Source organism: Streptococcus oralis subsp. oralis (assembly GCF_000960035.1).
In the GTDB taxonomy this organism is placed as follows: Bacteria; Bacillota; Bacilli; order Lactobacillales; family Streptococcaceae; genus Streptococcus; species Streptococcus oralis_G.
Genome location: NZ_JYGR01000005.1, coordinates 1 through 14854, shown reverse-complemented (window position 1 = coordinate 14854; position 14854 = coordinate 1). Strand labels below are relative to the sequence as shown.

The window sequence follows — 14854 nt, the reverse complement described above, 5'->3', positions numbered from 1 at the left end:
TAGAAAAATAATTTAGGCAAAAAGGACTTAACCATCATGTCGATGGCTAAATCCTTTACTTTTTTAAAGTTATTTCACATGGTTTGCGAGATCTTCTTGGGCCTTTTTATTTGACTCTTCTTTTTCTTTCAACCATTTTTCTTGAGCTTTTTGGTATTCTTCTGTTGTCACTGCCTTATCTTGTACTTCTAGATATTTGTACAAAAGGGCTTCACTCATACCCTTGTTACCAGAGTATGCAAATGGAAGTGTAAATGGAACCATCTTAGACAACATTGGACGACCAGTTTGAGAAGTTGTTGGGATGAGCAAGGCACTGTCTGTCAACCAAGCTTGGGCAGCAGCATATTTTTCATAACGTTTTGAAACGTCAGTAGTTTCTTCCCCAGCTTCCACAACCATTTTTTCGTAATCTTCTAAACCAACTTGCTTAGCCGCAGCGTTGTTTGTTCCTGAGTCAAATCCTAGGTAAGTCTTTGTATTTTCCCCTACAGATGGTTTGATAATATCAAGATAAGTAGATGGATCGATATAGTCTGGAGACCAACCCACGTTATCTGAGATATCCCAGTCTTCTCCAGCCGCAGTTTCAGCGAAGTAGGTAATGTTTTGAACATCGTCTTTTTGGAGCTGTTGGATATCGATAACCACATTATCTGATCCTAGATTTTCTTCAACTGACTGTTTAAAAGATTGAACACGTTGAACTTTTGTTGTATTGGTTTGATCTACAGGCATATCCAAGTGGATTGGGAATTTCACACCTTCCGCTTGAAGGGCTGTCTTAGCTTTAGCGAATTCTGCTTTGGCTTTGTCAGGATTGTAGAGTCCATCTTGGGCATCATCCAAGTTTACCTTGCTCCACTCATCTCCATAGGTCACCAATTTTTCCTTAACTAATTCCCCAAAGTTTTTCCCATCTGCCTGTACAAATGTAGGGGGAACAAATAAGTTACGAAGCAGTTTAGTAGCCCCGCTTGCACCATTTACTTGAGAAGCGTAGGCTGTTCTATCAAAACCAAATGCAATAGCTTGACGGAAGTCCTTATTCAAAAGGGCCTTCTTGGTTGATGTTTTTTCCTCATCTGTTGTCTTAGAAGTGTACTTATAAGACTGACGATCGATATTTGTGCCTACTAAATAAGTAGTAGAATCTTGTTGGGTATAAACGATATTGTCTTTGAATGTTTTTTCAGTCTCTGAGTAACTAGCACTTGTTGGGAAGAGACGAGCCATTGTAAAGCTACCGTCTTTGAAAGCTTCAGTTGGCTTATTAGTATCTTGGCCATCCCAGAAGGATAATTTCACTTTATCAAGATGGACATTGTCTTTATCCCAATAGTTTGGATTCTTTTCGAACTCGACTGATGATTTGGCTACGATTGATTTGAGTAAGAATGGTCCATTATAGAGAATGCTGCTTGGGTCCGTACCTTTAGCAAAGTCATCCCCTTTAGAGTTCAAAAATTCTTCATTAACAGGAGCCAGAACACCCATTGTTGTCTTAGAATTCCAGAAACTTTCTGGCTTGTTCAATGTGTATTGAACGGTATAATCATCAAGAGCTTTGATTCCTACTTGAGAAAAATCTGTAATTTCTCCTTTGACATAGGCATCCAATCCCTTGATAGATTCCTGAACCAGGTAAAGACCATCTGATTTCTTATCAGCAGCATACTTAAGACCAGTTACAAAGTCTTGAGCTTTAACTTCTGCATACTCCTCACCTTCAGATGTATACCATTTTGCATCCTTTCGGAGTGTATACGTGTAAGTCAATCCATCCTTAGATACAGACCAATCCTCAGCCATAGATGGTACAAAGTTACCGTAGCGGTCATTTTCAAGCAAACCATCGATAACGTTGCTAGTAATATTTGCTGTAGCTGCCTTACCAGTTGTCAAATAGTTTAGGTTATCAGGATCCGTTTCGTAAATGTATGAGAATGTTTTCTCACCTTTAGCATTTGAACTTGATCCAGAGCAGGCTGCAAGAGTCGCAGCTGCCAATAACGTCACACCCGCAAGGGCAAGTAGTTTTGAACTTTTCATTGTTTTCTCCTTTAAAACTTCCACCCCATTATAGTCCCTTTTCAGAAACATGTCAATAAAATTTTCAGAATTTTTGAATTACTTTGGTAAATTCTGAAAAATATGTTAATCATTGATAGCAGATTTGGCAGCAGTCAAGCTACTTTCGTCAATTTCCATCATGTAGAGGTTACCATCTGGCATAGCGTATGAAGGAAGATCCGTGCGTCCAGTTCCCTTCAAGTCTTGAGAGTTGACTTTGTAGTTCCCGCCACTCTCCAATTGAGTATTAACCAGATCCATCATAGTTTCCAAAGGCATATTGGTCTGAAGAGAATCTTGCAATCCCTTGATGATGTTATCGTAGTTTTTTAAAGCCTCAGTTGACGTCAACTTCTGAATAACAGCTACAATAACCTTTTGTTGGTTCCGACCACGATCTCGATCTCCATCTGCTAGAGAGTAGCGCTCACGGACAAAACCAAGAGCCTGCTCAGAGTCTAAATGAACATTCCCAACAGGATAATACTTCCCGTTAGTATGTGCTGTAAACTCCTGATCATTATAGACATCAATTCCACCTAGAAGGTCAATCAACTTCAAGAAAGAGGTAAAGTTCAAACGAACATAGTAATTAATATCTACACCATAGAGATTTTCCAAAGTATGAATCGACGAGTCCACTCCATAAATCCCCGCATGAGTCAATTTATCCTTTTGATTATTTCCCCCATCCGCAATCGGAACATAGGAATCTCGAGGCGTTGTAGTCAGAAGGATTTTCTTGGTATCTCGGTTCACAGTCATCAAAATGTTCACATCTGAACGCGAAACGGAACTAATCGGACCATAGGTATCAATACCACTCACATAAATATTGAAAGCTTTATTCTTTGATACCTTTGGTGCCGCAACATCCTTAGTTAATTTTTTTGTATAGATTTTTTTGATTTTTGAAGCATAATCTGGATACTCTGCTTCAATGATATTTTCAAAGACACTATTTAAGACAATTGCTTTCGTTTCGCCAGAAATCAGACTCTTATAAGCTGCTAGATAAGAAGCACTCTGTTCAACTGTCAAGTCTTTATTTTGCGTCGTCTTAATATCCGCCACCAACTTTTGGATATTATCATTATCTGTTTCAGTCGGACCTGTTACACTCTCTAACTGAGTCACATTACTGATTTCACTATCTTTCAAAACGACCACACTCATCGAATACTCTGAGTAGTTTGAGGTCGCATTGATATGATTGGTAAAACCGACAAACTGTTGCAAAGCATAGAGAGAAACCGAACTAACTACGATAGCAAGTGTCAAAAAGAAAACCGTAAACTTCTCGGCTTTTTTATACACTATCAGAAGGATTGCAATTACAGCAGAAATAAAAATAAGAACCGCAGTAAGGATATTGAGGTACCGAAAAGCTAGGATATTATGTTTGAAAATTAAGAACAACAAAAAACCACTCAATAATAAATGGTTGCTAAAACTATATTAAAATTTCGCTTCACATTCCCTAAACGAGCTCTCTTTGAACGTCTACTCATAAATATCTCCCGTACATTATAATCTGAGCTATTATATCACAATTACACAAGAAATACCATACATCTAACTCACAATTTTTAGCGTTTTCATTCGCTTTTGTTCTCTTAAATCACACTAAAATTTGGCCAAATAAATTACACTAAAATTTGACCAAACTTACGAATGCGATTCTACACAAAAAGACAAGGCGCTCAGGGGCAACCTTGTCTGTAATCTTATTTTACGTGGTTTTCAAACTCTTTTTGGCTCTTTTCGATAGCCTTTTTACTTTCTGCTTCCCACTTAGCCTTGGCTTCATCAAATTGTTTCTTGGTAACAGGGTCTTTTTGTAATCTCATGTACTTATAATTATTTCCGTCACCCTTGATTCCCACTAGGGAGTAGGCACGTGTAAACGGAGTTACTTTGGTTACAGAGGCTGTACCACCATTTGACATAGCAGACATAACTAGAGAATTGTCAATCATCCAAGCTTGAGCTTCAGCGTATTTTTCATAACGCTTAGCGACATCTTTATTCTCAGCATCTGCTTCTTTCAGGAGTTGTGTATAGGTATCGAGCCCCAAACTCTTAATGAGCTCTTGGTCTTCCTTGGCATCAAGACCAAAAATCTTGAGATAGAAGCCAGTTTCAGCATTGAAGGGGTCTAAATAAGTCGATGGATCCTGGTAATCACCAACCCAACCATCAAAGTTTAGGTCGTAGTCACGAGCTGCTGGATTTGGTGCTAGGAAAGCAACATTTCCAAAGTCATCTGTAGAAAGCTGTTGAACATCAACAACGATATTGTCAGAACCTAGTACTGTTTCAAGGGTTTGTTTAACCGAGTTCATACCAGAAACCGCATTTTTATTCGTCTGATCAACAGGGACATCCAAATGGATTGGGAAAGTCACGCCTTGGGCTTCCAATTCCTTTTTAGCTTCCGCAAATTTTGCTTGGGCCTTTTCCTTGTTAAAGTAGGCATCTTGAGCATCTGCCAAATTGATACCTGACCACTCAGTTCCGTAGTTCACAAGCTTAGAAGCTGTTACTTCTCCAAAGGTCTTATCTCCCACCTGGACAAATGTTGGAGGAACTAGAGTATTACGAAGGGTTTTGCTCGCTGCTTCTTCACCGTTAGATTGAGCAGAGTAGGCTGTTCGATCAATACCAAAGTTGATAGCTTGACGGAAATTTTTATTTAAGATAGCTGTTTGAGCTGATTTCTTTTGTTCATCCGTTGTTTTAGCGGTATGATTATAGGTTTTGCGGTTGACGTTAAAGTTAAAGTACCAAGATGTCTTGTCTTGTAAGCTATAGACGATATTGTCTTGGTATTTTTCTTTTGTCTTAGCATAGTTCGAACTATTTGGATAGACTCCTGCAATCGAGTAAGCACCACTTCCAAAGTTTCGAATGGTCATCTCCTGATCTGACCCATCAAAGTAAGCTAACTTAACTTTTTCAATGGTTACTTTATCATGGTCATAATAGTGTGGATTCTTCACATATTCGATCGAAGATTTTGATGTGAAATCTTTTAACAGATATGGACCATTATAAAGGATACTGTCTGGTGTCAAGGTACCAAAATCTTTATCCTTTGATTTCAAGAACTCTTCGTTGACTGGGAAAAGGATACTATTGGTTGTCTTTGAATTCCAATACGGTTCTGGTCGAGTCAAAGTGTACTCGACTGTGTAATCATCCAAGGCTTTGACACCGACAGTTGAAAAGTCATTGGTCACACCCGTCACATAGTCATTCAATCCCTTGATTGAATTTTGGATCAGATCCATGGCTTGCCCCTTGTTGTCCGCGGCATATTTGATCCCAGTGACAAAATCCTGAGCTTTAACTGAAGCATATTCCTCACCGTCGGCTGTATACCACTTGGCATCTTTTCTAAGCTTGTAGGTATAGGTCAAACCATCTGATGAAACAGACCAATCCTCCGCAAGAGCAGGTACGAGGTTCCCATAGCTGTCATTTTCTAACAAACCATCTACGAGATTGGTAATAACGGCAGTGTTATCTGCATAATAATCTAGAAGATAGTTAAAAGTTGTTGGATTCGCACTAAATGTTGATGAATAAGTGCTAGTATCTGTGTTGGACTGTCCACATGCCGAGAGCAAAATCCCTGTCGCTAAGACAAGACCTGTCCCGATTAGTCTTTTTTTCATTTTGATCATCATTCACTCCTTTATGTCACTTTTTATAACATAACTATATTTTATCAAATTTATTCAAAAATGTAAAGTTACTGCTTTTATGACAACTGGTGTCTAAAACAAAAAAGGAAGCACAGTTTCCTGCAACTTCCTTTTCTATTTATAGATTACTTGACGTGTTTTTCAAGTTCTTTTTGGTATTTGGCATTTGTCTCGATTTTTTCTTGTTGCCATTTCTTGAAGGCTTCTTCGTATTCTTTTGCAGTCACAACGTCATTTTGCAACTCCAAACCTTTGAACACAAATGGGTCTCCCTTGATTCCGACTTGAGAGTATGCTTTTGTGAATGGTACAGTTCGGCTAACAGTTGGAGAACCACCTGAAGAAGCAACTGGAATCAAGAGCGAGCTATCAGACACCCAAGCTTGCGCTTTGGCATATTTTTCGTAACGCTTATTGAGGTCGCTTGTTTCAGCTGCGGCATCATCCAAGAGTTTCTTGTATTCGTCTAGACCGACTTGAGCCATTACTTCTGGATCTTTTCCACGAGTGATCCCCAAGTGTTTAAGGGCAGAACCCTTCTTAGCATCAAGAATGTTTAGGTAGGTAGCTGGGTCTTGATAGTCTGGTCCCCAACCAGTTCCATTCAAGTCGTAGTCTTTTTGAGATGGAACCTTAGCTTGGGACGTAATGCTCATTTTTTCATTATCTGTCATTTGAAGGACATCGACAATGACATTTTCAGTACCAAGTGACGATTCGATAGACTGCTTGAGTGAGTTGGTTTGTTGAACCGCGATTACATCTGTTTGCTCAACCGGGATATCCAAATGGATTGGGAAGGTAACACCCTTGGCTTGCAATTCTTCCTTGGCTTTTGCAAAGGCTGCCTTAGCTTTTTCAGGACTGTAAATCGTATCCTTGCCATCTGTAAGGGCTACATCTTTCCACTGGTCTCCATATGAAACGAGCTCTGCCTGCGCCAACTCTCCAAAGGTTTTTTCACCCACTTGAACGTAGTCATGTGGCACTAGGCTGTTACGGATAATCTTGTTCGCACCTTCTTCACCATTCAACTGAGCAGTATAAGAATGACGGTCAAGGGCAAAGTTCAGCGCCTGACGGAAGTTCTTGTTGAGAAGAGCTTCTTTCGTTGATGTTTTTTGAGCTTCGTCTGTTTTAGCTGTTTTATTATAAGATTGGCGGTTTACGTTAACAGTGAGGTAGTAGCTTGTTGCTTCTTGTGGACTGTAAACAATCTTATCGCCGTACTCTTGTTTAGTTGACTCAAAGTTTGAGCTTGTTGGGAAGAGACGAGCTGTTGTATAAGCTCCTTGTGTAAAGCTACGAATCAAAGATTCTTGGTCTGATCCATCGTAGAAAGTTAGTTTAATATTGTCAATCTTAACATTGTCCTTATCCCAGTAGTTTGGATTCTTTTCATATTCAATGACTGATTTTGAAGTCAATGATTTCAAGAAATAAGGACCATTGTATAGGATACCTGATGGGGTTGGTGCACCGTAGTCGCTCCCTTTAGAATTCAAAAATTCTTCATTAACTGGGAGCATGGTTGCAGTTGTGACCTTAGAGTTCCAGAAACTCTCTGGTTTGTTGAGCGTATATTCTACCGTATAATCATCAACAGCCTTAACTCCTACGGTAGAGAAATCATTGCTCTCACCACTAACATACTCTGCCAAACCTTTGATAGAATCCTGAATCAAAGAAAGACCATCTGATTTTCCGTCAGCAGCATGTTTAAGCCCAGTAACAAAGTCTTTGGCCTTAACTTCAGCGTATTCTTCTCCATCAGAAGTATACCATTTTACACCCTTACGAAGTTTGTAGGTGTAAGTCAAACCATCCTTTGAAACAGACCAATCTTCTGCAAGTGATGGAATTAAGTTCCCATACTTATCATTTTCCAAAAGACCATCGACAACGTTTGCTATAACATCAGAGGTTGAGCTCTTGCTCGTCACACTATAGTCCAAAGAAGATGGATCCATAGCGTAGACATAAGAGAATGTTTTGGGAGCATCCGCTTTCTTTTCACTTTGCCCACAAGCAGTTAACAGTAGGGCTGCACTCAAAACAGCACCTGCTCCTAAGAGCCACTTTTTCGATTTCATAAGTAATCTCCTTAAAGATAGTGTTTTCACCATTATACCCTATTTTTTCATAAAAGCAAGGACTTTCGCTAGATTTTTTAGAAAATTCTAACAAATATTTTTTAAAGGGTTTTCTATATATTTTTCAGCAAAAGAACCTCAAGCATCAAAGGCTTGAGGTTCACTTATTTTAATCCGTTAGTTCCACACAGAAGGCATCCCATGGTGCCAAGGTTTGTTTTTCAACTGCTTCTTTAGCAGTAGTGTTTTCAATCAAGATTGACTTAACTCTTCCTTCTACTGAAAAGTTTTGTTTTTCATTGGACAAGTTAGCCACAACTAAGAAACGTCGGTCTCCATCTTTGCGGATATAAGCAAAGACCTTATCTACCGTATCAAGCAATTCAAATTCAGCGCGAATCAGCCAGCTGTTCTCCTTACGGATTTTAACGAGTTTTTGATAAGTATAGAAAATAGATTCTGGATTTGCCAGTGCTTCTTGAACGTTGATTTTTTCGTAGTTTGGATTAACTGCCAACCAAGGTTGACCTGTTGAGAAACCAGCATTTTTGCTTTCATCCCATTGCATCGGAGTACGTGCATTATCACGACCAATGACACGGATGCTGTCCATGATTTCTTCTATTGAAACGCCTTTTTCAAGAGCTTCACGCGCATAGTTGAGGGATTCAATATCTTTTACTTGATCCAGTGTTTCAAATGGATAGTTGGTCATCCCAATCTCCTCACCCTGGTAGATATAAGGAGTCCCTCTCATGAGATGAAGCAAGATTGCAAAGGCTTTGGCAGATTTTTCGCGGTATTCTTGGTCATTTCCCCAGATAGAGACGATGCGAGGGAGGTCATGGTTATTCCAGAAGAGGGAATTCCAGCCGTCATCAACTCCTAACTCAGTCTGCCATTTGTTGAAAATTTCTTTTAACTTCCCTACATTTAACTCTTTTTGGTAGTGCCACTTAGGTTGCCCTTCCTGATACTGAAGACAGATGTGTTCAAACTGGAAGACCATAGACAATTCTTGTCCCTTTGGATCCGAGTAGAGTTTAGCAATCTCTGGCGTTGCACCCCAGGTCTCTCCTACCGTCAAGAGATCTTTGTCACCAAAGGTGGCTTGGTTCATCTCCTTGAGATAGGGATGGAGCATAGGACCGTTATTGACTACTTTCTCATCAGGAATCTTTCCAATCATATCAATGACATCCATACGGAAACCACCAATGCCTTTATCAATCCAGAAGTTCATCATCTCGTAAATTTTCTGGCGCAGTTTTTCATTCTCCCAGTTGAGATCGGGCTGTTTCTTGCTAAAAAAGTGGAGATAGTATTGACCTGACTTTTCATCGTATTCCCAAGCAGACCCACTAAAGATAGACTCCAAATCATTGGGCTCATCTCGCCAGATATAGTAGTCTCGTTCGGGGCTGTCAGGATTTTCACATGCCTCGACAAACCAGGCGTGTTCATCCGAGGTATGATTGACCACCAAGTCCATGATAATTCGAATGTCACGCTTCTTAGCTTCTGCGATGAGTTGGTCCATGTCCTCCATAGTCCCGAAAATAGCTGCAATTGCTTGATAATCAGCAATATCATAGCCATTATCATCCATAGGACTATCATAAACAGGAGAAAGCCAAATCGCTGTGATTCCCAACTTGGCTAGATAGTCCAACTTACTAGTAATTCCTTGTAAATCACCAATCCCATCTCCGTTGCTGTCCATAAAACTCTTGGGATAGACTTGATAGACTACGGCATTGTGCCACCATTTTTCTTGCATCTTCTTACCTCATTATTTTAATAATCTATAGTCTATGATAGCGCTTTTTAAAACTTAGTGCAAGCGTTTGCCCAATCTTTTTAATTTCTTTTTTGACTCCATAGTTTCCTATCTTCCAATTTTTTATTATAATAGAGGTCAGAGGTAAAAAAATGAAAAAACAAGCTTTTAGTTCTGAACAATATTTGAATCTACAGCGCGACCACATTTTGGAGCGCATTAACCAATTTGACGGCAAGCTCTACTTGGAGTTTGGTGGCAAAATGTTAGAAGATTTCCACGCTGCTCGAGTCCTTCCTGGTTATGAGCCTGACAATAAAATCAAGCTCTTGCAAGAATTGAAAGAGCAGGTTGAAGTTGTGATCGCCATTAATGCTAGCAACATCGAGCATTCTAAAGCGCGTGGCGACCTAGGCATTTCTTATGACCAAGAAGTTCTTCGTTTGATTGACAAATTCAATGAGCTGGGAATTTTTGTTGGCTCGGTTGTCATCACACAATACGCTGGTCAACCAGCTGCAGATGCCTTCCGCAACCAGTTAGATAAAAACGGGATTGATTCCTATCTTCATTATCCAATCAAAGGATACCCGACTGATATGGACCACATCATTTCTCCAGAAGGTATGGGGAAAAACGACTACATCAAAACTAGTCGCAACTTGATTGTTGTAACTGCTCCTGGACCTGGTTCTGGAAAATTAGCAACTTGTATGTCCAATATGTACCATGACCAACTCAATGGCATCAAGTCTGGTTACGCTAAGTTTGAAACCTTCCCAGTTTGGAATCTTCCCCTTCATCATCCGGTCAACTTGGCCTACGAGGCTGCAACCGCAGACCTTGATGATGTCAACATGATTGACCCCTTCCATCTTCAAACTTACGGAGAAACTACTGTCAATTACAACCGTGATATCGAAATCTTCCCAGTGCTCAAACGTATGTTGGAACGTATCCTAGGTGAATCTCCATACGCTTCACCAACAGACATGGGTGTCAACATGGTTGGTTTCGCTATTACAGATCATGAAGCTGCTATCGAAGCTTCAAAACAAGAAATCATCCGTCGCTACTATCAAACTGTACTTGATTTTAAAGCTGAAAAAGTCGGGGAAACTGCTGTCAAGAAGATTGAACTGCTCATGAACGACCTCGGCATCACACCTGCAGACCGTAATGTTGCTGTCGCTGCACGCCAAAAAGCAGAAGAAACTGGTGGCCCTGCCCTAGCCCTTGAATTGCCAAATGGGGAAATCGTAACTGGTAAAAACTCAGAGCTCTTTGGTCCTACAGCTGCTGCCTTGATCAATGCCATCAAAAAATCAGCTGACATCGCTAAGGAAGTAAAATTAATCGAGCCAGAAGTCGTCAAACCAATTCAAGGTCTCAAGATTAACCATCTCGGCAGCCGCAATCCTCGCCTCCACTCAAATGAAATCTTGATTGCACTTGCAATCACAGCCATGGAAAATCCTGATGCTGCACGTGCAATGAAGGAACTTGGTAACCTCAAAGGAAGCGAAGCTCACTCAACCATCATCTTGACCGATGAAGACAAGAATGTCCTTCGCAAACTAGGCATCAACGTAACCTTTGATCCATACTACCAATACGATCGCTTGTATCGTAAGTAAAGATTTCAACCTCTCCACTCTCGGAGAGGTTTTCTCTCTGTTTCAAGAGCAATCTTTATGATATAATGAAAGAAGAAAACTGAAAGGATTTACCATGTCAAAAGAAGTTATTGTTGAAAGTTTTGAGCTTGACCACACTATCGTTAAAGCACCCTATGTTCGCTTGATTGGAGAAGAAACAGGGCCAAAAGGAGATATCATCTCCAACTTTGATATTCGCTTGGTGCAGCCAAACGAAGACTCTATCCCTACTGCTGGCCTTCACACTATCGAGCACCTCTTGGCCAAACTTATTCGTACCCGCATTGACGGTATGATTGACTGTTCGCCGTTTGGTTGCCGTACAGGTTTTCACATGATTATGTGGGGGCGCCATACCAGTGCTGAAATCGCGGCTGTTATCAAGGATTCGCTCAAGGAAATTGCTGAAACCACTACTTGGGAAGATGTTCCTGGAACAACCATTGAATCTTGCGGAAACTACAAGGACCACAGCCTCTTTTCTGCCAAAGAATGGGCGAAACTCATCCTGGAACAAGGTATTTCAGATGATGCCTTTGAGCGTCATGTCATCTAAACACAAAAAGGAACCAGCTTTTTAGCTAGTTCCTTCTTTTTTTATTCTCAAAATCGCGAGTTAGGCTTTTTCTCGAATGATCAAAACGCCATCTTCCATATCTGCTTCCAGATGTTTGGCATCTAGATGATCCAAGTGGAAGTCCGTCACCTTATCACGAATTTGTTGTTCAACCACGCGACGGAGAGGACGAACACCCATAACTTCGTCATAACCTTCTTCTGTGATAAAGTCCTTAGCTGCTTGGCTGACTTCCAAATTAATGTCTTTCTTAGCCAAGGTTTGGTTGACTTCCGCCAACATCAAGTCCACAATCTTAGAAAGGTCTTCCTTATTCAAGTGTGAGAACTCGATAACTGCGTTAAAGCGGTTAAGGAACTCTGGACGGAAGAATGGTTTCAAACGATCCATCAATTCTGGTTTATCCGCATCTTCAGTCAAGTTGGCTTCATAGCCAAATCCAGCATTTGATGTCGCGATAATGACAGTGTTTTTAAAGTTCACTGTATTTCCCTGACCATCTGTCAAGCGACCATCATCCAAGACTTGGAGGAGAAGGGTAATGACTTGAGGATCAGCCTTTTCAATTTCGTCCAAGAGAATGATAGAGTAAGGATTACGACGAACTCGTTCTGTCAAGGTATTGCTATTGTCATCATACCCTACATAACCGGCTGTTGTACCGATCAGCTTAGAAACAGCTGTACGGTCGCTGTATTCAGACATATCCAAACGGATGATCGCATCCTTAGTTCCAAACATATCCAGTGCCAATTGCTTAGCGAGCTCGGTCTTACCAACCCCAGTAGGCCCTACAAAGAGGAAGCTGCCGATTGGGCGATTGCCCTCATCAAAACCAGCACGGTTACGACGGATAGCACGAGCCACTGCTTCTACTGCCTTATCTTGGCCGATTACCTTGTGTTCCAAGCGATGAGCCATATCTTTCAAACGTTCGATGTCTGACGCTCCCATTTGTGACACTGGAATACCTGTCATTCGCTCTACAGACTCAGCCACATCGTTGATGCTTGCAGTCACTTTCATGTCTTCTGTGTGGTTTTCGACTTTTTTCTCTAATTCTGCAATACGTGTTTTAGCATTGAGAGCTGCTTCAAAATCTTCAGCTTCTACTGCCTTTTCTTGCTTGTCTTTTTCTGCTTCAATTTCCCGTTCAACAGCGTGCACATCTGTTACAGGATGTTGAGCTGCCAAGTGAGCTGCCGTTACATCAACAAGGTCAATAGCTTTATCTGGCAAGCTACGTTGAGGAATGTATTGGACAGAATAATCCACTGCTGCTTTCAAGACTTCATCTGGCAAGATAACATTGTGATGTTGTTGATAGAGGTCACGAATTCCTTGAAGGATTTTAAAAGTATCCTCTGCTGAAGGAGCATTGACCTTCACTTCGTTGAAACGACGAGCAAGAGCTGCATTTTTCAAGATGGTGTTACGGTATTCGTCTTGAGTCGTTGCCCCAATCACTGTCAACTCACCTCGAGAGAGAGCTGGTTTGAGAATATCCGCAAGACCTTTAGATCCACTGTCTCCACCAGTACTACCAGCACCGAGGATTTGGTGAATTTCATCAAAGAAGAGGATAATATTTCCTGCTTCTTTCACTTCATTGACTAGATTTTGAACGTTTTCTTCAAAGCTACCACGGTATTGAGTACCAGCCTCAAGACCTGAGATATCAATAGAAATAATTTCCTTGTTCTTAATGGCAGCCGGAACATCTCCATTCACAATCGCTTGTGCTAGACCTTCGACAACGGCTGTCTTACCAACACCTGCATCTCCGACTAGAACAGGATTATTTTTAGTACGACGTGAGAGGATTTCAGATGTTTCTTGAATTTCCTTGTTTCGTCCGATAACAGGATCCAACTTACCCTCACGAGCTTCTGCTGTCAAGTTACGACCTAGTTTAGCAAGGACACCGTCTTGTTTCATACCTGAAGCCTGTTGTTGCATTTGTCCATCAACTTCTGCATTTCCTGGCAATTGACCAGTTGCACGATAGTGAGCAAATTCCTCAGGTGTCACTTCTCGTCCATTAATCAAGTAGCGACGGTTTTCAGAACTGTATCCTCGCATACCACCCATCAATTGGTTAAATAAATCATCCATGTTGTTAAAGTTATTAAAGTTGTTGTTCATATTCTTTACCTCGTTTATTCTTAATTATATGCGATCTCTAATATTGACTATCTTTGACCTTTGTTTTAAAAATTTTAGACTAGCTAACTAGCTACCCTACGTATAATTTCTGGTTTTTCTTTCTTAAATAAGCCTTTTATCATCTTCTTTTCAAAATCTGTTAGATTTAACATAGGCCTCACCCCTTTCTAGGGTATCTATCGTACATTTTCAAGAAATAGAATCATTGAAAATGAAGTTTTCTAAGGAATTCATTTTCCTTATGCTCCTACTATATCACATTGGTCAGTAAAAGTCAATAGTTTTTTGACCAAATTTGACTATTTTTAAAAAAATTTTTTGAAGTACAAAAAAGCCCCTAGAAAACGAATTTTCTAGAGACTTTCTCTATAAAGTTTAAGAGAGAAGAAATATTCTCACTTACCAAGTTTCATGTTTCTTCTACAAAAGCTTAAGCTTTACGTTTTACGAAGAATACCAATCCACTCAATGCCAATACTACAAATCCAATTACTGAGAAGATAGATGTTGCTTCACCTGTGTTTGGAAGTTCAGCTTGACCTTTTTCCTCAGTTACTGGAGGTGTTGGTTGTGTATCTGGCGTTGGTGCTGGATCTGGCGTTGGTGCTGGATCTGGCGTTGGCGCTGGATCTGGCGTTGGCGCTGGATCTGGCGTTGGTGCTGGATCTGGCGTTGGTGCTGGATCTGGCGTTGGTGCTGGATCTGGCGTGTAGATGTTTTTGAAGACACGTTCTGCATCTGCATCTTCTACAGTCGCAACCAATTGACCTTGACCGTTATCTACTACATTCACTTTA

The 14854-nt window shown here is 40.6% G+C and carries 8 protein-coding genes and 1 pseudogene; 2 read left to right on the top strand and 7 right to left on the bottom strand.

Annotated features, from left to right (window positions below):
* Positions 1 to 69 precede the first annotated feature (69 nt).
* From TZ92_RS03215 to TZ92_RS03195, 5 genes and pseudogenes are all read right to left on the bottom strand, one after another.
* Positions 70 to 2052 carry a peptide ABC transporter substrate-binding protein gene (locus tag TZ92_RS03215; RefSeq protein WP_033630353.1) on the bottom strand — a complete coding sequence of 661 codons (1983 nt, stop codon included), beginning with the start codon at positions 2050 to 2052 and terminating at the stop codon, positions 70 to 72.
* A gap of 105 nt (positions 2053 to 2157) precedes the next feature.
* A pseudogene (gene cpsA / locus TZ92_RS03210) lies at positions 2158 to 3584 on the bottom strand (LCP family glycopolymer transferase CpsA).
* A gap of 216 nt (positions 3585 to 3800) precedes the next feature.
* Entirely contained in the window at positions 3801 to 5762 is a 1962-nt protein-coding gene (locus tag TZ92_RS03205; RefSeq protein ID WP_080702669.1) for a peptide ABC transporter substrate-binding protein, read from the bottom strand.
* Positions 5763 to 5908: 146 nt separating this feature from the next.
* Positions 5909 to 7876, bottom strand: coding sequence for a peptide ABC transporter substrate-binding protein (locus TZ92_RS03200; RefSeq protein ID WP_033630354.1), 1968 nt, complete (start codon positions 7874 to 7876; stop codon positions 5909 to 5911).
* A 169-nt stretch (positions 7877 to 8045) separates the two neighbouring features.
* The gene (locus TZ92_RS03195; protein ID WP_033630355.1) at positions 8046 to 9656 is read right to left on the bottom strand and encodes a glycoside hydrolase family 13 protein; all 1611 of its coding nucleotides are present in this window, start codon (positions 9654 to 9656) and stop codon (positions 8046 to 8048) included.
* 152 nt (positions 9657 to 9808) lie between these two features.
* Between TZ92_RS03195 and TZ92_RS03190 the strand changes: the two genes are divergently transcribed.
* Positions 9809 to 11293, top strand: coding sequence for a DUF1846 domain-containing protein (locus tag TZ92_RS03190; protein WP_033630356.1), 1485 nt, complete (start codon positions 9809 to 9811; stop codon positions 11291 to 11293).
* Positions 11294 to 11387: 94 nt separating this feature from the next.
* The gene (locus TZ92_RS03185; protein ID WP_000032544.1) at positions 11388 to 11870 is read left to right on the top strand and encodes an S-ribosylhomocysteine lyase; all 483 of its coding nucleotides are present in this window, start codon (positions 11388 to 11390) and stop codon (positions 11868 to 11870) included.
* 60 nt (positions 11871 to 11930) lie between these two features.
* Here the strand turns inward: TZ92_RS03185 and TZ92_RS03180 are convergent, their stop codons facing one another.
* Complete coding sequence (locus TZ92_RS03180) at positions 11931 to 14036, bottom strand: ATP-dependent Clp protease ATP-binding subunit (RefSeq protein WP_033630357.1); 2106 nt, start codon at positions 14034 to 14036, stop codon at positions 11931 to 11933.
* A 451-nt stretch (positions 14037 to 14487) separates the two neighbouring features.
* Positions 14488 to 14854 (bottom strand): LPXTG cell wall anchor domain-containing protein (locus TZ92_RS09445; RefSeq protein ID WP_142320615.1); only part of this gene is annotated, 367 nt, incomplete at its 5' end.

Bases quoted from the DNA above. Each gene is read 5' to 3' on its own strand.
- TZ92_RS03215 (WP_033630353.1), bottom strand. From the start codon at position 2,052: ATGAAAAGTTCAAAACTACTTGCCCTTGCGGGTGTGACGTTATTGGCA.
- TZ92_RS03190 (WP_033630356.1), top strand. From the start codon at position 9,809: ATGAAAAAACAAGCTTTTAGTTCTGAACAATATTTGAATCTACAGCGC.
- TZ92_RS03185 (WP_000032544.1), top strand. From the start codon at position 11,388: ATGTCAAAAGAAGTTATTGTTGAAAGTTTTGAGCTTGACCACACTATC.
- TZ92_RS03180 (WP_033630357.1), bottom strand. From the start codon at position 14,036: ATGAACAACAACTTTAATAACTTTAACAACATGGATGATTTATTTAAC.
- TZ92_RS03195 (WP_033630355.1), bottom strand. From the start codon at position 9,656: ATGCAAGAAAAATGGTGGCACAATGCCGTAGTCTATCAAGTCTATCCC.
- TZ92_RS03205 (WP_080702669.1), bottom strand. From the start codon at position 5,762: ATGATCAAAATGAAAAAAAGACTAATCGGGACAGGTCTTGTCTTAGCG.
- TZ92_RS03200 (WP_033630354.1), bottom strand. From the start codon at position 7,876: ATGAAATCGAAAAAGTGGCTCTTAGGAGCAGGTGCTGTTTTGAGTGCA.